Source organism: Aeromonas sp. s5, from assembly GCF_040907865.1.
Taxonomy (GTDB): domain Bacteria; phylum Pseudomonadota; class Gammaproteobacteria; order Enterobacterales; family Aeromonadaceae; genus Aeromonas; species Aeromonas dhakensis.
Window position 1 is genome coordinate 833,139 of sequence record NZ_JBFOCO010000033.1, and the last position, 19,349, is coordinate 852,487.

19 protein-coding genes are annotated in these 19,349 nt (G+C 61.2%); 3 read left to right on the forward strand and 16 right to left on the reverse strand.

The window, feature by feature from the left end:
* Window positions 1-9: 9 nt before the first annotated feature.
* From AB5Y94_RS23075 to AB5Y94_RS23095, 5 genes are all read right to left on the reverse strand, one after another.
* On the reverse strand, window positions 10-639 hold the full coding sequence (locus tag AB5Y94_RS23075) for a histidine phosphatase family protein (protein ID WP_368206680.1): 630 nt from the start codon (window positions 637-639) through the stop codon (window positions 10-12).
* Window positions 640-688: 49 nt separating this feature from the next.
* Window positions 689-1,087 carry a GFA family protein gene (locus tag AB5Y94_RS23080; protein ID WP_054544956.1) on the reverse strand — a complete coding sequence of 133 codons (399 nt, stop codon included), beginning with the start codon at window positions 1,085-1,087 and terminating at the stop codon, window positions 689-691.
* A gap of 136 nt (window positions 1,088-1,223) precedes the next feature.
* A complete protein-coding gene (locus tag AB5Y94_RS23085) occupies window positions 1,224-1,418 on the reverse strand; it encodes a glyoxalase (RefSeq protein ID WP_368206681.1) in 195 nt (64 codons plus the stop codon).
* 383 nt (window positions 1,419-1,801) lie between these two features.
* A complete protein-coding gene (locus AB5Y94_RS23090; protein WP_042006862.1) occupies window positions 1,802-3,250 on the reverse strand; it encodes a chitinase in 1,449 nt (482 codons plus the stop codon).
* A 316-nt stretch (window positions 3,251-3,566) separates the two neighbouring features.
* Window positions 3,567-4,796, reverse strand: coding sequence for a methyltransferase (locus tag AB5Y94_RS23095; protein WP_368206682.1), 1,230 nt, complete (start codon window positions 4,794-4,796; stop codon window positions 3,567-3,569).
* 237 nt (window positions 4,797-5,033) lie between these two features.
* Between AB5Y94_RS23095 and AB5Y94_RS23100 the strand changes: the two genes are divergently transcribed.
* Both AB5Y94_RS23100 and AB5Y94_RS23105 read left to right on the forward strand, forming a co-directional pair.
* Entirely contained in the window at window positions 5,034-5,612 is a 579-nt protein-coding gene (locus tag AB5Y94_RS23100) for a PhnA domain-containing protein (RefSeq protein ID WP_368206683.1), read from the forward strand.
* A gap of 664 nt (window positions 5,613-6,276) precedes the next feature.
* Window positions 6,277-7,554, forward strand: coding sequence for a lipase family alpha/beta hydrolase (locus AB5Y94_RS23105; RefSeq protein ID WP_368206684.1), 1,278 nt, complete (start codon window positions 6,277-6,279; stop codon window positions 7,552-7,554).
* Window positions 7,555-7,623: 69 nt separating this feature from the next.
* On the opposite strand, the gene AB5Y94_RS23110 is transcribed toward AB5Y94_RS23105, so the two are convergent.
* Window positions 7,624-8,511: a PhzF family phenazine biosynthesis protein gene (locus AB5Y94_RS23110; protein WP_368206685.1), complete on the reverse strand. Its 888-nt coding sequence runs from the start codon at window positions 8,509-8,511 to the stop codon at window positions 7,624-7,626.
* A 199-nt stretch (window positions 8,512-8,710) separates the two neighbouring features.
* Here AB5Y94_RS23110 and AB5Y94_RS23115 point away from each other — a divergent pair, with 199 nt between their 5' ends.
* On the forward strand, window positions 8,711-8,914 hold the full coding sequence (locus AB5Y94_RS23115; RefSeq protein ID WP_005300545.1) for a hypothetical protein: 204 nt from the start codon (window positions 8,711-8,713) through the stop codon (window positions 8,912-8,914).
* A gap of 64 nt (window positions 8,915-8,978) precedes the next feature.
* Here AB5Y94_RS23115 and AB5Y94_RS23120 read toward each other — a convergent pair whose 3' ends face one another.
* The 10 genes from AB5Y94_RS23120 to mukB all read right to left on the reverse strand — a co-directional run bounded on the left by AB5Y94_RS23120 (window position 8,979) and on the right by mukB (window position 19,349).
* Window positions 8,979-9,797 (reverse strand): hypothetical protein, encoded by an 819-nt coding sequence (locus AB5Y94_RS23120; RefSeq protein WP_368206686.1) that lies wholly within the window; start codon window positions 9,795-9,797, stop codon window positions 8,979-8,981.
* A 97-nt stretch (window positions 9,798-9,894) separates the two neighbouring features.
* Complete coding sequence (locus tag AB5Y94_RS23125; RefSeq protein ID WP_368206687.1) at window positions 9,895-10,380, reverse strand: GNAT family N-acetyltransferase; 486 nt, start codon at window positions 10,378-10,380, stop codon at window positions 9,895-9,897.
* A 65-nt stretch (window positions 10,381-10,445) separates the two neighbouring features.
* Window positions 10,446-11,057 carry a DJ-1/PfpI family protein gene (locus tag AB5Y94_RS23130; RefSeq protein ID WP_123246088.1) on the reverse strand — a complete coding sequence of 204 codons (612 nt, stop codon included), beginning with the start codon at window positions 11,055-11,057 and terminating at the stop codon, window positions 10,446-10,448.
* A 96-nt stretch (window positions 11,058-11,153) separates the two neighbouring features.
* On the reverse strand, window positions 11,154-11,621 hold the full coding sequence (def, locus tag AB5Y94_RS23135) for a peptide deformylase (protein WP_368206688.1): 468 nt from the start codon (window positions 11,619-11,621) through the stop codon (window positions 11,154-11,156).
* 12 nt (window positions 11,622-11,633) lie between these two features.
* The gene (locus tag AB5Y94_RS23140; protein WP_368206689.1) at window positions 11,634-12,104 is read right to left on the reverse strand and encodes a GNAT family N-acetyltransferase; all 471 of its coding nucleotides are present in this window, start codon (window positions 12,102-12,104) and stop codon (window positions 11,634-11,636) included.
* Between the two features lie 288 nt (window positions 12,105-12,392).
* On the reverse strand, window positions 12,393-12,704 hold the full coding sequence (locus tag AB5Y94_RS23145) for a putative quinol monooxygenase (protein ID WP_368206690.1): 312 nt from the start codon (window positions 12,702-12,704) through the stop codon (window positions 12,393-12,395).
* 253 nt (window positions 12,705-12,957) lie between these two features.
* Window positions 12,958-13,443, reverse strand: coding sequence for a GNAT family N-acetyltransferase (locus AB5Y94_RS23150; RefSeq protein WP_368206691.1), 486 nt, complete (start codon window positions 13,441-13,443; stop codon window positions 12,958-12,960).
* Window positions 13,444-13,460: 17 nt separating this feature from the next.
* Window positions 13,461-13,934, reverse strand: coding sequence for a cupin domain-containing protein (locus tag AB5Y94_RS23155; protein WP_017780162.1), 474 nt, complete (start codon window positions 13,932-13,934; stop codon window positions 13,461-13,463).
* Window positions 13,935-14,353: 419 nt separating this feature from the next.
* Entirely contained in the window at window positions 14,354-14,752 is a 399-nt protein-coding gene (locus AB5Y94_RS23160; protein ID WP_368206692.1) for a septal ring lytic transglycosylase RlpA family protein, read from the reverse strand.
* Between the two features lie 169 nt (window positions 14,753-14,921).
* On the reverse strand, window positions 14,922-19,349 hold the full coding sequence (gene mukB / locus AB5Y94_RS23165) for a chromosome partition protein MukB (RefSeq protein WP_368206693.1): 4,428 nt from the start codon (window positions 19,347-19,349) through the stop codon (window positions 14,922-14,924).

Genomic DNA, 19,349 nt, shown 5'->3' on the forward strand with positions numbered 1-19,349 from the left:
GCGCCTTCCTCAATTCAAGGTAGCGAGACCATGTTCACTGCCCGGCCGGGCAAAGAGACGCAGCGGCCCGCCAGCGTCGTCACATGCCAGCGACACCTCCAGCAGGGCTCCGTTGGCCAGCTGCCACTCGAAGAAGTCGTCAAATCCCGCCACGGTCAGCGCCCGGATCACCTTGGCCACCACGCCGTGCGCCACCAGCAACACCCGCTCCTGATGGCAACTCTGCGCCAGTTCCGCCAGTCCCTGCCCGACCCGGGCAATGACTTCGTCCAGCGATTCGCCGCCGGGCGGTGCCTCGGCCCAGCACCGGGTGATGTTGCGGGCCCACAGCGCAGGATAACGCGCCCGCGCCTCTTGCTGGGTCAGCCCCTCGAACACCCCGACATGGCGCTCGCGAAACGCGGGGGCGAACGTCACCGGCAACGCCAATTCACTCGCCACCAGGGCCGCGCTCTGCCGTGCCCGCAGCAAGGGGGAGCTCAGCAGCCGCTGAAACGGGGCCTGCGCCAAGACCAGCATCTTTGCCTGCGCGCTGATCTGGGCCACGCCGGTGTCGCTCAGACCGATATCCAGCGCCCCCTGATAGCGCTCCTCGGCATTGGCCGGGGTTTGCCCGTGGCGCATCACTACCAATTGCATGGTCTGTTCCTTTGATTGCGGCCGATGCTCACGCTACCTCGCCCCATGCTCACGGCTTGGGCGCAAACTGCTCGAACACCTGCTGACCGGTCAGGGTTGGTGTCTCGTTTTTCAGCTCGTAAAAATCGGGCTTCTCGTCGATGAAGATCTGGCTCGCCAATTGGAAAGATTCGTTTTGAAACAGGCCGGCCGGCACTATGTACTCATCCGTTGGCAACAGGTGATAGAAAAGGTGGGTGCCGCAGGTGGGACAAAAGCCCCGCTCCGCCCACTCCGAGGAGCGATAGGCCACCGGGGTGAGCCCGCTAAAGTGCACCTCCTTGCCGCAGTGCACCGCAAACAGCGGGCCGCCCGACCAGCGCCGACAGGTGCTGCAGTGGCACAACCCCACCTCCTGGTGATCGCCGGCCGAGACCTCAATCCCGCCACACAGACAATGTCCCTTCATCACTGCTCCTTGCATCTTGTTGTCGCTTGTCGTCGTTGACCTGATCGCGTCATTGCAGCCACTGCCGGATCAGATGAGTACCATGTTGCGCCCTCGTCGACCACCATCCCCATCACAAAACCGGCTGCGAGATGACTCACAAAGCCGGCGGCCAGCGCGCCTGCAATGCAATCCGGTTGCCTTCGGGGTCCTGAAATTTGGCCGCCTTGATGCCCTCCCCGACCTCTGTCAGCGGGATTTCGACATGCACGGCAATATTGAACGTGGGGTTGCTCCCTGATGTTGACTCATTTGCACAGTGATATCCCATGGCGAGATGGCGGCCAATCATTTTAACTCTTGCATGTCATTGCCCGATAAAATATCGGCTGGGTGAGGCATGCCTGATAGATAAAACAAGGGCCAGTTCAATAAGGCAACACATCATCAATGTTCAGCTGAATAAAATTCAGCTGGCTTCACCCCAAGATAAAAAACTGAGTCAGTCCGATATAGATGACTGACTTCCAGCATCAGCATCTGTGGCTGCCGGTTATTATCCCCCCCATCGGGCCCTCATATAAGTGATAAGAGGCGGAGTCTCGCCCTTTTTTGCCAAATAAATGCAAGCTCAACTTTTCCATGTCGGATATTGAAAAAGGGGGACAATCTGTCCCCCTACTTGGCTGAATAGATGTATCAATCGTCTCGCGAATTGATACAGGCCGCTTTGCTTTATTTCGCCGGCACCAGCACCCAGGGATCCCCCTTGCCCGGTTCATTGCCCTGGGTCCACCACTTGGCCTGATAGATGGCCCCCTTGTAGCTCACCTGATTGCCTGCGGTATAGACCTTGCTGGCACTCCAGGCAGGTACATCGCCCACCGGGGGATCGGTCGGGTCAACCGGCGCAGGATCCAGCTTGGCCACCACTCTCACCTTGGGCCAGTTGGCGTGGGAGCCGTAGAAGTTGGTCACGCACTTCTCGTAATCTCCTGGCACCAGCGCCGAGTAGGCGGTCTGGAACCCCACCAGCTCACACTCGAACGAGTAGCCACCTGGCCGATCCGGGTAGTATTTCCAGTTGCCGTCCCAGTTGGTGTAGAGCACGTCGGTGGCGCCGTTGAGGTTGAGGCTGCCATAGGGAGTCTGCTGCCAGCAGGTGTTCTTCTCGTCGGCCTTGAGCGGGATCTCGTAATGCTTGGCCAGCCCTTCCCAGTAGCGGATGCGGTTGACCGGCTGACCCTTATCCTTGTTCTGCTCGCCGCACTCGATGCCGCCGTTGATGACGTTGATGGTGGTGCCAAAGCCGTAGCCGATGCCGGCGGCGATCTCGCGCTGGGAGGGCACCCAGGTGCGGTCAATCACGTGCAGCATGGCGGGCTTGGGAGCCTGCGGGGTCAGGAAGAACCAGATGGCGGAGGCAAGGTTGAGCCAGGAGTCCGCCACCAGCCCGGGGTTGTTCAGCAGCACGGACGCATCGCCGTCAAACATCGCCTCGGAGAAGGCGCCGTAGTTGAAATGGTAAGAGAGCTGCTTGGCGCCGCGACCGAAATAACCCTGCCCTGTGCTGCAGGGCCACTTCTTGTTCTGCCAGTCGTTCTGGCCACAGCCGGTGGTGTAGCCGGTCTGCCCCTCCGACCAGCCCATCTCGCGCACGTGCACCAGCGCCTGTTGCCACTCCTCCAGGGCCAGCGGGTTGTCGGAGATATTCTCCTTGGCAATGTGGCCACCGGTCTCCTGGGCAAAATGGGCAAAGGCGGTGATGATGGATTTTTTGCAGATGGCATCGGCATCGCGACCATCGGTATATTCACCGCAAAAAGCGGGGAATTTACCGACCGCCCGCAAGAAACGCTCGTAGGTATATTCCGGCGCCGCCATCTGGGTTAAATAATCCCAGTCCGATTCGGTGAATACCCGCTCGACCCGTTTGACGTTATCCGGGTTGCTCGCTGCCCTCGGTTTGATGGCATCGACAATGGTATTGGAACGTGTCGCCAACGCCTTTGCCCAAATCCCGTACATGGGATTGGCCGTCTTGGATTTTTCAACCGCCGCCAGATCCGGCGCGGCAATCACATATCCACCGGCATTTTGTGGGTCGGGTTGAATATTCATGGCATGACTTGGCAATGCGCAGGCAGCCGCAACCAGCCAGGCACAATGTGTAGGCTTGAACATAACAGACAGTCCTTATGTCAAAATAACGTCGGGATAAGAGTCGCCTCGAGAGTAATATTATCAGCCACTAAATTCACGATGAAAATTAAGAATATTATCGGAACTGTGAGCCAATTCACCCTGCCGGCAGGCCGCCATAAAATGCATTGTGAACCGATGTTTTGACGCGGCGGCCGGACATATGTACATAAACCGAAGAAAAATGAAAAAAGAGCGAAAAAGCCGCTCTTTCAACGAAAAAAATACCCCAATCGGCGACCTTGAAGGGTAAACAGCAAGCCGCTGCAACAGACCCCGCAACGACGGGGCCCGCCGCTTATCTTTCTGGCGTGCGCACCGCGCGGATCAGGATATTGCGGGGGGTCATGGGCTTGTCGCAAAACTCCCCCACCTCCACCCGGTAGCCCTGCTCTTGCAGGAAGAGGGCGCGATCCAGTACCAGCCAGAGCTCCAGCGGACGGCGAAACAGGTGACGCACCAGCTCCATGCGGGCGACATCGCCATAACGCGCCTCCCCTTTTGCCAGAAACCCGGCGTAGTCGAGGCTGGCCGGCAACACCAGCCCCTTTCGCTCGGCGGCCCAGCCACAGAAATCCTCGAAGGTACCGGTCAGCAGGCTCTTTTGCATGTTGGGCACCGGCAGATATTCATCCACCCCGCGCACCTGGCGCTGCAGGCAGTCAAAGGCCAGCCGCCAGGCCACCTCCTGCTCCCGCAGGCGGGCGATGCGAGCGCCGCCGGTGACCGTCTCCTGCAGCGGCAGCTTCAGATCGCTCTTGGCAAGCTGCAGCGCACTGGCCTTGGCCGGGCCGGAGAGCGGGCGGTAGTGGCTGGTACGGATCAGGTGATAACAGCAGGGGGAGAGGGTCACCCCCTCTGCACCGCGCGCCGCCACCTGTTCAATCAGATGGGTGTGCAGCTCGCCGCAGGCGTGCAGCGCCATGGCGTGATGGGCCGGTGCAATCAGCTGGGCGGTCTCATCGGCGAAGGCATCGGCACAGACAAATGCCATCCGGGCGCCGTCACGGGCGGCCAGCTGGCGCCCCTCTTCGCACAGGGGCGCCTGCAGCTCCAGGCTCAGCACCTCGGCCTGACGGTGCAGGGAGACCAGCCGCCCCAGGTGGCCCTTGCCCGCACACCACTCCAGATAGGGGCCGCGATGGGCGGGTAGGCAGGCGGTGAAGGCTTCAATCTGGGCCTGCTTGCGCCCCGGCATGTACATCGCCATGGTCCGCTCGCACGGGATGGGCTCGCCCGTCAGGGTCGGCAACGCACTCAGGGCATGCAGCGCCGAGCCCTGCGGGATCCAGGGGGCCAGCAGTTCGCACAGGGCGGGCATGTCGCCATCGAGCTGCTCAATCTCGGCCAGCGACAGGGCATTGAGCCGCTCAGCCAGTGCCGGCGCCGCCTTGGCAAAGGCGAGGTCAAGGTGATGATAGGGTTGGTATTGCCACCAGTGCCGGGCTTCGCTCAGCAGTCGATCCAGTTGTTGAAAACGTTGAGCCAGCACGCGTGCCCCTGTTCTGCCGTCAAAATGGAGGCTCATTCTAGCGATCCCGCGCCAAAAAGCACTCTCATCCATGCTGCGCCGGCATGGTTGTGCCACCATCACCGGGCTTCAGCACGGGCAAAGAGAGTCCCTTCGGTCCATTCCTCCGGCCCGCCATAGCCCTGCAGCGGGGCTTAGCCTGACAAAGAGCGGGGTTTTGTGGTATATTCCGCCCCTTCATTATCTTGGCCTGCCCAGCGCGGGCCATTTTACCAACGTGAATGGAACCAAAACATGACCATCAATGCCATCCTGCAAGCGCGCGCGGGCGCCAAGTGTGAACTGTGCGGTGCCGAGCAGGCGCTGACTGCCTTCGCGGTCCCCCACTCTCCGGCCAGCGATGATGATCACAGCGTTGCCCTGTGCGACACCTGCCGTGGCCAGCTGGAGCAGCCAGAAACCACAGTGGTCAACCACTGGCGCTGCCTGGGCGACAGCATGTGGAGCCAGGTCCCTGCGGTACAGGTCATGGCGTGGCGCCAGCTGAAGAACCTCTCCGCTCAAGGCGAGGTCTGGGCCCAGGACATGCTGGACATGATGTACATGGAAGAAGAGACCAAAGCCTGGGCCGAAGCGGGCATGGCCAGCGACGATGACGACAGCGTGCCCACCGTCGACTCCAACGGCGCCGTATTGGTCGAAGGTGACTCGGTGACCCTGATCAAGGATCTGGACGTCAAGGGGGCGGGTTTCACCGCCAAGCGCGGCACCCTGGTGAAGGGCATCCGCCTCACCAACAACCCGCTGCACATCGAAGGCAAGGTCAACGGCGTGCAGATCGTTCTGGTCGCCGCCTACCTGAAAAAGGCCTGATCGCCCCCAGGCACCGATACAAGAGCGCCCCGAGGGGCGCTTTTTTTATGGCTGTCGATTGCCCTGCAGCGACCCTGTTCTGGCTTCGTAGCGTCGTAACGCCGACATGCTGTCTGCCGTTATTTTGAGCGAAAGGTTGGTGTCATCAGCTACCCTGTGGCACTCTGGGGGTTCATGGACTGACCTACCCCGACACCGCGAGTGTCATCATTGCAAAAGGAGCACGCCAGATGGCCAAAGTCAGCAAGAAAGAGATCAAGAAGAAGATCGCCACCCGCCTCGAGAAAATTGCCAAGCACGAGAGCAAGATCAAGAAGCTGAAGAAAGCCCTGAAATAAGGGCCGGCAGAACAAAAAAACCGCCTGATGGCGGTTTTTTTATGGCGACATCAGTCGCAAGCCACGTTCAATGGCCATGCTTACCAGCCCCTCGCCAGTACCAATACCTCCTGCTCCAGCCACCAACCCTGCCTGATCAGATGCATAAGCGTCTCTGCCAGCGGATTGCCATGCCCGCCGGGTACCGAGGCTACCCACTAGCCTTCTCGCCAATAACCGCCGATGCGCACTGGCAAACCCGGGGCAAACGGCGCAAGCTGGTTGTCATGCATGCCGCCCCGCTGCCGGGCGGGAGCAGGCCGGCAATATCTTCACAGGGGGCTCTCATGACGCAACCAACCGCACCACCACCCGCCTCTTCTTGGCATCTTGCGGACATTCGCGAACTGACACGACTGTTCATTCAGGCCCTGCCTGCGACCATACAGCTCACCGAAGCCGTCCATCAGGCGGTATTGAGCGGCATGGGATTCAAAGGGCGGGAAGAAGGAAAGACGGCGGGGATCACCGGGCTGGTTTACAAGGGGGTATATGGCGCGACTAGCGTACTGGGCAGCGGCCTCCATGCCCTGCTTGCCCGTCTGCCGCCAGCCCCGCCCCTGCAGCACATTCCCGACACGCCCGGCCGCGCCACCCTGCTCGCCACCCTCAATGGCGTGATGGGGGACAAGCTGGTCGAGAGTCACAATGCCCTGGCCACCCCCATGACCTTGCGCTATCTCGGCAAGCCCCTGAACTGGCAGAGCCTGCCGGCGCAACTGCCCCCTCGCGGGCGGGTGCTGCTGATGGTTCACGGGCTGTGCATGAACGATCTGCAGTGGCAGACCCGGCATCAGGATGCGCCGGTCAATCACGGTGAGATGCTGGCCAAGGCGCTGGGTTACGTACCCATCTATGTGCGCTACAACTCGGGCCTCTCCATCGTGCAGAACGGTCAAGCACTGGCCCGTCAGCTGGAACAACTGGCAACCCACTGGCCCGGCGGCCTTGGCGAGATCAGCGTGCTGGCCTACAGCATGGGCGGGCTAGTGATCCGCAGCGCCTGTCACAACGCCGACATGGCCGCCCTGGCATGGCCGGCTCACCTTAAAAATCTGCTGTTTCTCGGCACGCCCCATCATGGCGCGCCGCTCGAATCAGTGGGCCACTGGCTGGAACGATTGCTGCCCGTGACGGCCTACAGCGAGCCATTCGTCAGGCTGGCACAGCTGCGCAGTATCGGCATCAAGGATCTGCGCCACGGCAAGGTGATGGAGCCGTACCCTGCCCTGATCCCCCATCCTTCCCCCTTGATCGATCCTCGTACGCCCTTGCCCCTGCCGGGCGGAGTCCGCTGTTTTGCCATTGCGGCCACCACGGCGGCCAAACGCAGTCTGCTGGCAGACCGGTTGATTGGTGATGGTCTGGTGCCCCTGCGCAGTGCCCTTGGCCTGCATGACGAGGCACGCCACCAGCTGGCCTTCCTCCCCGCCCATACCATGATTGCCTATCGCACCAGTCACATGGCGCTGCTTGGCAGCCCGCAGGTGGCTCGCCAGTTGCTGCACTGGCTACAGAGCGCTCACCAGGAGCAGATCCCATCTGAGGAGCACGAGCCGCAATAGGCCAAAGCGGCCGGTTTGCCCCGACATAAAGTAAGAAACCGCCAGTAGGCGGTTTTTTTATTGGCTGGGTCACATCAGACGGGCGCGGCCAAATACCCGGATTGAACTGCCGGGCTCGGGGGGGATCTCGGCGTGCAGGTGCGATGCCATCCCCATCTCCTCCCCCTGCAAGAGATCGATGATGCCACCGTGGGGCCAGTGCAGGTCCCGCAGGTAACCGGCAAAGGCTGCGGTGGCCGCGCCGGTGGCGGGATCTTCATAGACGCCACCATAGGCAAAGGGGTTGCGGGTATGAAACAGCTGCTCGCGGGCGGCGTGAACCAGCAAGATGGTGACCAGCCCCTCTTGTTGCATCAGGGTGCGCCCCGCGGCCATCTCGTAGTGCATGGCCGCCAGAGCCGTGCGGCTGTTGAGGGCCAGCACCAGGTGATCGGCGCCGCCATGGATAAGGGCCGGCGGAATGCGGGGATCCAGATCTGCCCGGGTATAACCAAACAGCGCCAGCGCTGCGCTCACCAGTTCGGCAGGAGCTGGCTTGCTGCTGGTGGGGGGCGATTGCAGCGCCGCCTGCCACTCCCCTTCCCCATCCAGCCAGCTCGATACCGAAATGGTGGCCTGATTGAGCTGCAACCCATACTCACCTGGGCCAACCCGGCGACCCAGCGCCACCCCAAGGGCAATGGTCGCATGGCCACAAAAAGGCACTTCGGCCAGTGGAGAGAAGTAACGCACCCGCCACTGCGGCGCCGTCGTCCCGGCCGTCCCATCGGCAATGGCGAGCGGCGCGGCAAAGGCCGTCTCTGAAAAACCCACCTCGGCGGCGATGCGCTGCATCTCCTCGGCAGCGGGCAGCTGAGCACCAAACCAGACCCCGGCCGGATTGCCTCCCGTCTCCCCAGAAGAGAAGGCGGCAATACGCACCAACTCGGGTTTCCACTGTGCTGCTGGCTCTGTCATGACTTGCTCCTGACGATGGCTGATAACCCTGGTCTGCCGACTGTGCTTGTACATGCCGCAGGCCGCTTTCCATAAGATAGCGAGCCCGCCGTGGCCGGTAAATTAAATGGTACACGGGTGCCGCTTGGGCGCCGCAGAGCCGGGCGACAGCAACTACCTTTGAGGCGTGTCTGTATAAGGTCCTGCAGTGGAGCACCCTATGTATTCTTACACCCTCACCTTCAAGGAGGAGGTCGACAAGCTGACCGCCCCCGAACATGAGATCAGCCTGCACAGCCCCGCCCAGGCCGGTGATTTCATCATCCTCTCCGATGGCAGCCGCCATCAGGTGATGTTCGTCACCCATCGCGCTCACTACAGCAGCCTCTACCTCGACAAGGGGGTCAGGATGCCGCAGGGCTAATACCGTCAGCCCGTTGCAGATGACCACCGCACAGCGCCTGGCTGCGCGTTGAACGCTCGGAGTCTCAGAGCACCTTGATCACCGGCTGGTGCATGATGGCGACCTCGTTCTGATAGACCACCAGCTCGCCAGGCGGCATGCCCTGCTCACCCAAAACGGTCACGGCGCACTCGTAGCGGTAAGGGCCGCTGGTGAATTGAAAGGTGTGGTTGCCCCCCGTTCCTTCCACCCTGACGATGCCATTACTGAGCACCAGGTCCGGCTTGTCGCTGAGCGCCTTGCCCTTGGCCCAGGAGGCGTAGCGATAGCGGCCATCCCCCAACTCGTCGATGCGAATGGTAAATTTCTCGGTCTGCCACATCAGCTCGGGGCGCTTGTACTCCCGCACACTGGGATGCAGGTCGCTTTTCTGTTTGACGACAAGCTCGGCTTTGCGTTTTGCTGCCTGCGCCGTCTGATGATTGATGCCGATCACCTTGCCATCGAAATCCAGCCACACCTCGCCACTGCCGAGCATGATGCCGCGCCAGCCCATGGCCTGCCAATCCTGCCCAGCCCGGGAGCTGGCGATGCGCTTTAAAATGACCTCATCAAACACCTCGTCGAAACGGGCCAGCATCTCGGCCGGGCTCTTGATGGCTGGGATGGGGTACTCCCGCTTGAAGGGGTACTTGATCTGACGGGCCAGCGCCTGCTGATCCCGCGCCTTGGCGGCATCGATCACCCGCTGTACCAGGGGCTGATACTCGGCGCCGAGCAGCGGCTCCTCGGCGTGGGCCGGCATCATAGCCAGCAGCGACACCAGCACCAGACTCCCCCAGCGAAGCGCCATCTTTCCCGGCGCTTTCCCTTTCCCACCAACAGCCCACTGCACCTTGTTCATCTCATCTCCTTCAGTGGCTTGCAGCCTGCCCTGTCATATCGTCCTGCAGGGCGCGGATGCGCTCCCACCGTCTTCGGCTCAGGTCGCTTGCCCAGTTTCAAGCCGGGTCCGGCAACCGGTATTCATAAAAATCTGTCTCGGCATGCTTGGGGTTTGGCCCAAGATAGTGCCACCCACAGCGTCGATAGAAACGCAGCGCACGCAAGTTGAGGCGACTGACTGACAGCACTGCCCGCCGGCAACCGGCCTGCTGCATTGTGTGGGCAACGTGCTGGAGCAGCAATGCGGCCAGGCCCTGTCCGCGCGCCTGCGGCGTCAAATAGATCAGGTGAACATAGCCGCTATCCGGCTCGGATGAAGAGGTCCGAAATTCCAGCTGCCCTACTATTTCGCCACCGCGCCATACATGTAGATAATGCCACTCCCGGCTGGTCAGCCTCGTCGTCATCCGTTCCCGATAGCCCGCCAGGAACGCGTCAAATCCGTCGTCGCGATGGAAGCTGCACACATAGGCGTCCCGGCGCGCTGCCACACAAAAATCGTAGTCTCGGGCCAGATTGATCCTGTTGAACACAAGGTTCATTCACCATCCTTGTCATAGCGCTTGCTTGTCATGGTCTGAACCGAGCTCAGGAGCATTGGATGACATCAGTCAAATGCATTCTCTGCATCCCTGATGGTGGAAGATATCAGTTCTTCGAAGATTTCCATTTGTCCGGCAGGAATAAGTTGAGACTGGATCAACCTGCGCTTCTCCGGACCAAAACACCGTTCGGCCACCCAGCCAATCAAATAAACCAAGGAGAGGCAGCCGCCTGCCGTTGCAATATTTCCTTGCACGACCAGGGGAGAGTCTTGAACATCTCCCCCCATCTCCAGCAACCGGGCTTTGGCTGCAGGGTTGGTTGTCAATTTCTTTCCCTTCAGCAAACCCAGTTCATGCAATATGAATGAACCTGCGCATATTGAGCCAATCAGCTGCCGCTGCGGCTCCAGTTGCAACGCGGACATGAACTCATGGTCCTGCAGCGCGGCAGGGATGCCACGCTGCCCGCTGGTGATCAGCACCACATCCTGATCACGGGCTTCCGTCACATGTCCATCCGTCTTTACATTGATACCCAGTGCAGAGCCATGCTCCGGTTTGGTTCCCAGTATTTTCACCGACCAGCTATCTTTGCTTCTCCCAAGCAGGTCATACATCAAGAAAAAATCCACATCGGTGAAATCATCAAATAAAACAATACCAACCTTGTACATGGTTACCCCGTCATCCTGTGCAGATAATCAAATGGTTATGTAACGTGCCGCATGAAATATCGCGTCATGTCGCCTTGAGGTGCTTTTTTACCTTCTTCACGCCATAGTGCGCTTGAGCGGCGAGAGATAATCGATAAACAGATTTCCCTGCAGGTGATCGATCTCATGCTGCAACACGACGGCCAGGAAATCGCTGCTCTTTACCGTGATCGGAGCGCCATGACGATCCACTGCCGACACCACCACTGTGCTGTAACGTTCGACGTCGGCGTAATAATCGGGAACGGACAGACACCCCTCTTGTCCAAACGCCGGTTCAGTACCGCTTATCACTTGCGGATTGATCAATACCAGCGGCTGATCCCGTTTTTCCGACAGGTCGATGATGACGATGGCCTCCTTGCGCCCCACTTGCGTGGCGGCGAGACCAATACCATTGTCGGTGGCATAGAGGGTCTCCAGCATGTCATCGATCAGGCCTTGCACGGCCGCAATATCCTCAACCCGCTCGGCCTTGACTCTCAACCTGGGGTCGGGAACCGTTAAAATATCCAGCCTTGCCATCAATACGCTCCCTCAACCATGGGCACCCCATGACTCTTCTCTCGTCACCGGCCGGGACAAGGAGACGAACGCCGGCTCCTCCGCCACCACCTGATAACCGAGGCGCCGATAAAACCGCAGCGCCCCCTGATTGGCGGTAAAACTCGACAGGGTCACCCGGAGTCTCCCCTCAGATGCCGCTTCCCGTTGCAGCCGCGCCATGACGGCCGAACCAAGCTGCTGGCCCTGATGGCGAGGGAAGATGATCAGCAGATGGACGTGCAGCGCATCCTCGTATGGCTTGCAGCAGAGCAGACCGACTCGCTCCCCCTCTACCAGGATCCACGAGAACCAGTGCGGCTCATATTCGCTGGTCAACCGCGCGCGTTGCATCTCGTCATCCCAGCCAAACACTGCCTCGACATAGGGAAAGATCCCCTCTTTGACGGCCGCAAAGCGCTGTTCACACTCACTTGGCGGGATCCCTGCCAGTGTTATCTCCATTTCATTCCTCTGCTCTGTTCGGCGCCATGACGACCAATGTCCTCATCACAGCCCCCGCGATGGTAACGATGTTGCGGGGGGTGGCCCCAAAATTGATTTTCATTTGGGTATCTTACTAAACAATCTGGAGATGAAAAGGTTGCAGGTACAAACAGGTGGCATAAGTGTGATGAGACGTCCCTCGTCGGAGGATGCAGGAAATCAAGTCAAGGGGGAGATGATGGGGGATAGCGTCCGGTGCGGCACCTGACATGGGAAGAAATCGGGCCAACCGTGGGCCCGATGGGTTTAAGGGAGGCTTACCTCCTCCATAAAAATCAGCCGCAGCGGCTCTGCCAGCAGCGCCTCGGCCTGGGCGGCAAAGGCCTGGAAATAGTCCGTCTGGCAGTGGCTGTCCAGCGCGGCCTGATTGACGAACGCCTCGCGCATGTAGAAGGTGCCCGGCTCCTCCTGCAATTCAAACAACACGTAATCCAGGTTGCCCGGCTCGCGCCGCGTCGGCGCAATGAGCTTGAGCAGCTCGCGGCGCAGTTGCTCTCTCATGCCGGTGCGAGCCTTCAGCACGGCGATAGACACCAGTTTGTCTGTCTCTTTTTTCATCCATCCTTCTCCGTTTTACATCGTCAACACACTAGAGAGTGCAGCCTGGACAGCTATTTATAGTGCCGGATGCACCCCCATCAGAAGTTGCCCAGTGTAGGCAGGACGGTGGGGGCCATATAGGGGGGCAGAATGAACACAGTGTTCACCACGCAGTGCACAGAGGAACAAACGAGCGGGAGGGATCATTGCGCAAAGGGTGTCAACGTTACCCGCCAGGAGGCGGCACGGCTTGCAACCCCCTGGCTAAGGGCTAAGGGTCTGCAGACCAGGATTCAACATCAAGGCAATAGGTGGTGAAAGGGTGTTCGCCCTGGCGTGTTTTCCTCACCCAGATGGCCCGTCTGGCGAGGGAGCGGTAAGGCGGGCGGGTATCCAGCAGGTGAAAGAGGATAGACCGATGGCCAAGCTCCCTCGCCCACCCCATCATCTCGTTGAAAATCGCCACGCCGCTTCCCCAGCCGGCCCTGGCGAGCACAATGGCAAGCTCCACCCCCTCGTCATCGGGCTGGATGCCGCACCACCCCACCAGGGTGCCGTCGAGGAAGATGGCACGCACGCGGCAGCCTGGCCGGGCGTCGACTCCCAGCTTGTACGCCATCCAGTCGCACACCCCGGCCACATCGAAAAGCGGGTGAGGGATCAGGTGCTTTCGCAGCGTCTCGTCGTTGAGCAGCGGCAGAAAATCCTCTGCCCTGACAGCAGAAAAGGGGCTGAACACCATGGAAGTCTCTCTCATTGCGCGAATAGGCGCCCCTAGTAGGGGCGGCCATCCTTGTGTCTGGCTGACCAAGCGCCATCGGCACCCTGTACCAGGGCCAGATCGTCATCGGGATAGTCGACTGTGTCCCCTGGCAGCCTGTCCCCCACCTCGAGATAGACGGCGTCCACTTCACCGTGGTTGAGCAACTGGTGGGCCAGGCCGCTGCCGCCCTTGAAGCCGATGCACTCCCCCGGCGACATCCGGTACTCCTCCTCCCCGTGGCGCAGGGTGGGATTGCCCGAAAGCACATAGACGAACTCGTCCTGCAGGCCGTGATGGTGCTTGAGCGCCGAGATGGCCCCCGGTGCCAGGGTCGTCAGATTGACCCCGAAATTGGCGAGGCCGAAATGATCCCCCAGCCTGCGCCGGGTGCGGTGCTTGACCAAGGAGGCAAAGGGCTCCGGATAAAGGGACTTTGCCTTGTGCTCGGGGATGGCCGCTGCCTGAATGGCGCGCTTGTCAGTCATGTTCTGATCCTCCCTGTGAATGACGTCTCTCTTTATAGCCTGCTCCTTAGCGGAGAAACATGGGCAGGGGGTTGAAGGGGGGTCTCACACACCATGCCATGCCCGGTTGCAGCAAACGCCGGTGAAATCCTCCCCTGTCACCCCTTTGAAGGGAGACATGATCGCCTCCACCCACGGCAAGGGGTGTTCCATATGCATTCAACCTCCCCTGCTCCTGCCCGATACCCGCCTGACCGATTGCCGCCAGATGGCAAAAACTCCCTGATTTTCGTTTGGCTATCTTAATGGCACACCGGAAAATGGGAAGTCGTGTTGGCAACATCACCAATGGAATGAAGAAGATGGCCCGCGATCACTGGGAAGCGCCCTCTTCCAGCGGCCCGGGTATGGAGTGGTACCAGTACATGCAGACCCGGTGACTAGAGCACCTCAATCCTGACCTTGATAAGCCCGGATCGGGGATTGCCGATGGCGCTGAAGGCCGCCTTGGAGAGGTCGATGATGCGCCCGCGCGGGAAATTGCCCCTGTCGTTGACCCTGACCACCACGCTCTTGCCGTTGGCGAGGTTGGTGACCCGCACCATGGCGCCGAAGGGCAACTCCATGTGGGCGGCAGTGTTGGCGTGGCGCTGGTAAGGCTCACCGCTGGCGGTGCGCTTGTTGTGGTAGCGGTCGGCATAGTAGGAGGCGAGCCCCGTCTCGCTATAGCCTCGCCAGCTGCCGCCATGGCTCTCGTCATAGCGACTGCTGCAGGCGGCCAGCAGCACGGTGAGCGACAGCAGCAGCCCCTTTCGAAAAAATTGCCCCTTTTCAACCATGTGCCTTGTCCTTGCTCCCCTGCGGGGTTCGATGCCAATAAAGCGGCGCCGGCTGTAAGCAAACCGGCATGGTGCCGGCCTGCCAAGGCCGCGCCGCTACTTTGCCACAATTTCCAAACAAAACGGGAGGCCAAGCCTCCCGTTTTCATACCTCATCCGTCAGCCTCTGTCAGGCGATGAGCTTGTCGTCGGCGAAGCCAAAGCCACGCAACCCCACCACATGCACGTGTTCGTGCTTGCCCTGCACCTTGCGGATGAGCTTGTAAGTGGTGCCCTTCTCGGGGCTGATGTTCTCGGGCGCGGCGATAAGCAGTTGCATGTCCTGCCGCTCGCACAGCTCGAACAGGGTGGCGATGGATTTGCCATCCAGACGCGCCGCTTCGTCGAGGAACAACAGGCGGCAGGGGGCGATGTCCTTGCCGCGCAGACGGCGGGACTCCTCCTCCCAGCTGATCAGCACCATCAAGAGGATGGCCTGACCGGTACCGATCGCCTCGCCGGTGGAGAGCGCGCCGCTCTCGGCCCGCAGCCAGCCATCGGCACCGCGCTGCACCTCTATCTCCAGCTCCAGGTAGTTGCGATAATCGAGCAGCACGTCGCCCATCACCTGATAGCTGCGATCCCCCTGCTCCACCTGCGGGTTGAGGCGCTGGAACAGCTTGGCCATCGCCTCGGAGAAGCTGAGCTCCTTGTCGGCGAACAGATCGTTGTGCATGGCGGTTTGGTCAGCCAGCGCCGTCAGCAGACGGGTGTGAGCCTCGCGAATATTGACGTTGAGGCGCACCCCGCGCACCAGACCGAAGGCAATGTTCTGCAAGCCCTGGTTGAGCACCCGGATACGGTTCTGCTCGCGGCGGATGATGTTGGTGATCTTGGCCGCTACCTCGTGAGAGGAGAGCGACAGATGGGTTTCCCGCTGCTTGAGCTCGTCGGCCAGACGGGCCAGCTCGATCTCCATCTCCTCGATGGCCTCCACCGGATCATCGGAGCGGATGATGTCGTTGCGGATGCGATCTTTCAGGTAACGGTAGACCTGCACGTAGAAGGCCACCTTCTGCTCGGTGCTGCGGTTGCCCTCCGACAGTCGCAGCGCATCGCGCAGGGCCTCGTCGTGGGCCACCGCCACCCGCAGGGCGCCGAGGGCCTTGTCCGACATGGAGCGCAGCTCGTCGCTGTCTAAGTAAGCCAGCTCGCGCTTATTTAAACGCTTCTCGACGTCGGTCTCCCGCGCCAGCCGCACCACCCGCGACCAGCTCGCCTTGTGACCCACCAGGGATTTACGGGCGCCGTAGTAATCCTTGCCTTCCAGCTTGAGACGACCGCCGAGAGATTCGATCTCGCGCTTGGTCACCTGCAACTGGGCCTCGGCGCTGGTGCGACGGGAACGGGTGCGGATCAGCAGCTCTTCGATCTCTTTCTTGTGAGCGCGCGCCTTCTCTTCCATGTCGTCAGAGAGGGTCAGCCCCATGGCCGCCAGCTCCTGCTCGAACTCGGTCAGGGTCTGGCGCTTGGCCTCGACGCTGGAGTTGAGGGCGGTGCGCAGCTGCAACGCCTCGGTGTGGCGCTGGGCAATCTGCTTGTGCTGCTCGCCAGCGGTGCGGGCCGCCAGCTCGGCCGCCTTGAGCTTCTCTTTGAGTCGCTCGCTCATTTCGGAGGCCTTGCCCAGCAGGTCTTGCGCATCCTGATAGGCAAAGTGCGGCAGGCGGGCCACCAGCTGATCGAGGGCGTAGCAACGGCGCTTCTGCTCGGCCAGCAATTCGTTGGCTTCGTCAAACGCCGTCTGTAGGGCAGAGAGATCCTGCGGATCCTGACGCAGCACCTGCACCATGGTTTCCAGCTTCTCGAGCGACTTGCCGTGCTTGGCGATAAAGGCTTCGGCCTGTTTCAACGCTTCCACATCGGCGTGAGCCGCCTCAAGGCGGGCAGCCAGCTCTGTCTCGGCAAACAGGTGGGCAAAGGGCAGCATCCCCTGCACCAGCTGGATATGGCGGGTCAGCTGGGCGGCGGCCGCTTTGGCCTCGGTCAGCTGCTTGTTGCACTCGGCGATGGTCTCTTGCAGCTTGCGCTGCTCGGCCTGTTTGGCCTGCACTTCCGCTTCCGGGTCGGGGCGGAAGGCGATATCCAGATGCTGGCCGATAAAGTCGCGGAAGTGACCGTAGAGGCGGTGGTACTTCTGCTGCTCGAAGGCGGCCTTGGCGTAACCCTCGATAAGCTCTTCGCGCTCAAGGTCGAGCTGTTCGATCCGTTTTTCCCGGGCGGCGCGGCCAAACAGCGGCAGCTCGGGGTAGCGGGAGAAGCGCACCTGACGCTTGCTGGTGCGCACCAACACGGCGTCACCCAGCTCGTCCGCTTCCACCAGATCCTCGTCAAAGGAGTCGGGGTTGCCCTGAATGAGGTAGATATCCTCCGGGCAATCTTCCAGCTTTTTCAGCCGCTCGATGGCGCCTTCCAGGTCGAGCACCACCAGGGCGCTGCGAGCCGGGCCGTAGAGGGCGGAGTAGTAAGGGGCATCGTCGATGGAGATGTCGTCATAGACATCGGAGAGCAGCACGCCCCCCACCTGTTCGGCGATGCGGGCAAGACGGGGATCCGCCTCACCGGCCCCCAGCTGCAGGTTGCGAATTTGCAGCTCCAGCGCCTGTTTCTGCGCCGCGATGCGGTTGCTCTCCTGCTCGAACTCGCGCTCCTTGTCGAGCACGCTCTGCATGCCGGAAGAAAGTTCTTCGGCGGTGGTGAGCGCCAGCCCACTCTGCTCGCGCAGCTGCTCAAGTTTTTCGAAGGATTTCAGCCAGCGCGGGGCCAGCTTGGTGAGCTCCGCGATATCGCGGCCAAGCTGAGTGCCCTGATGCTCGAGGCTGGCACGGCGCTGATTGACCTCGGCCTGTTGCTCGGCCAGCTCCTCCTGACGGGTGCGCTGGGCTTCGAGGAAGATCTCCAGCTCATCGCTGCTGGCAATCAGCTGGCCAGAGGCCTGCTGCAGCTCGTCACGCAGCTTGAAGAGACTCTTCTGGCTTTCGCTCTCTTTCTCGAGGCGAGCCAGCGCGGCGCGCAGCCCCTGCCCCTGGGCGATGCGAGCCTTGTCTTCGATGTGACGCTTGAGCAGCGCCTGTGCGGTGGGCCAGGCTGCCTCGCGCGCAGTCTCGGGGGCGATGCTCAAAAGCAGCGCCAGCGCAGCTTCGTGCTCGGCCACCGCCGCCTTGGCCAGCGCCAGCTGCTGCTCGGCCCCCAGCACCCGGCTGGTGAGGCTCTGCTCGGCGGCGCGGAACTGGTACAGGGTGTCGCTCGCCTGTTCGGCGGTCAGCCCCGGCAGCTCGCACTGCTCGCGGGCGTTTTCCAGGGCCTGCACCGCCTGACGGTACTGGATGGCGCGGGTCTGCTGGATATCCAGCGCCTGCTGATAGTCGGCCAGCTGGGTCTTGAGGCTGTCTACTTCTGCCTGGGCCAGCTCCTTGCGCTCTTCCACCTCCAGCAACTGGCCGTGGATCTCTTCCACCACCGCCTGCTGCTGTTCGAGTTTGTCAGAGAGATCCGCCAGATCGGCGCGATACATCTCGATCTTTTTTTGCAGTGCCACGGCGGCCAGCACCTTGGCCAGGTGCTCGGCGGCGGACTCCAGCTCGTCGGTCAGCAGCTTCTCGCGGTTGGTGAGCTGCTCCACCTCGTCGGCCAGATAGATGGCACGCTGCTTCTCTTCGGCCAGCAGGCGGCGCTTGCCGGCAAGCTCCTGGCGGGCCTTAAGGGCCAGCTCGGAGAGGCGGTTCTTCTCGGCGGCGTTGCGCACGTAATCCGCCGCTACATAGTGGGTGGTCTCGGTAATGAGGTTCTTGAACAGATCCCGCTGGCCCTGAGTCTCCTTGATCGCTTCCAGGGTGCGGCGGTTTTCATAGATGGCCGCCTCCATGTCCTGGAACGCCTTGCGCACGCCGGAGTTTTCCGGCAGCAGGTATTCGCGCAAGGAGCGGCTGATGGACGAGGAGATGCCGCCGTAGAGGGAGGCCTCGATCAGGCGGTAGAACTTGCCGCGATCCTTCTGATCACGCAGCTTCTTCGGGGTGATGCCGAACTCGAACATGAAGTTGTGATAGTCGGTCACCGTATTGAACTTGGCGACCTTGATGGCGCCAAGCTCGGCCGCCGCCCCTTTCAGATCGGCGAAGGCACGTACCCGACCCTTGCCGTCGTCGAGCTTCTCCAGCAGCAGATCGGTGGGCGCCAGATTGTCCGGCACATCCACCAGTGCAAACGGGGTGATGTTGACCTTGTTGTCACGGTTGGCCACCTGCTCCAGGTGCACGCCGACCCAGATCCGCTGCTCACGGCTGTTCATCACCTCCAGCAGCGAATAGCAGTGGCCGCGCTGCAGCTTGCCGTAGAGCCCCTTGTCACGAGAGGCGCTGGATGAGCCTGCTTCCGTGGTGTTGCGGAAGTGAAGCAGGGACTGGTCGGGGATGAGGGCCGCGATAAAGGCCGCCATGGTGGTGGACTTGCCCGCACCGTTGCCGCCGGAGAGGGTGGTGACCAGCTGGTCGAGATCGAAGGTCCGGGCGAAGAAGCCGTTCCAGTTGACCATGGTCAGGGATTTGAACTTGCCTCGCAC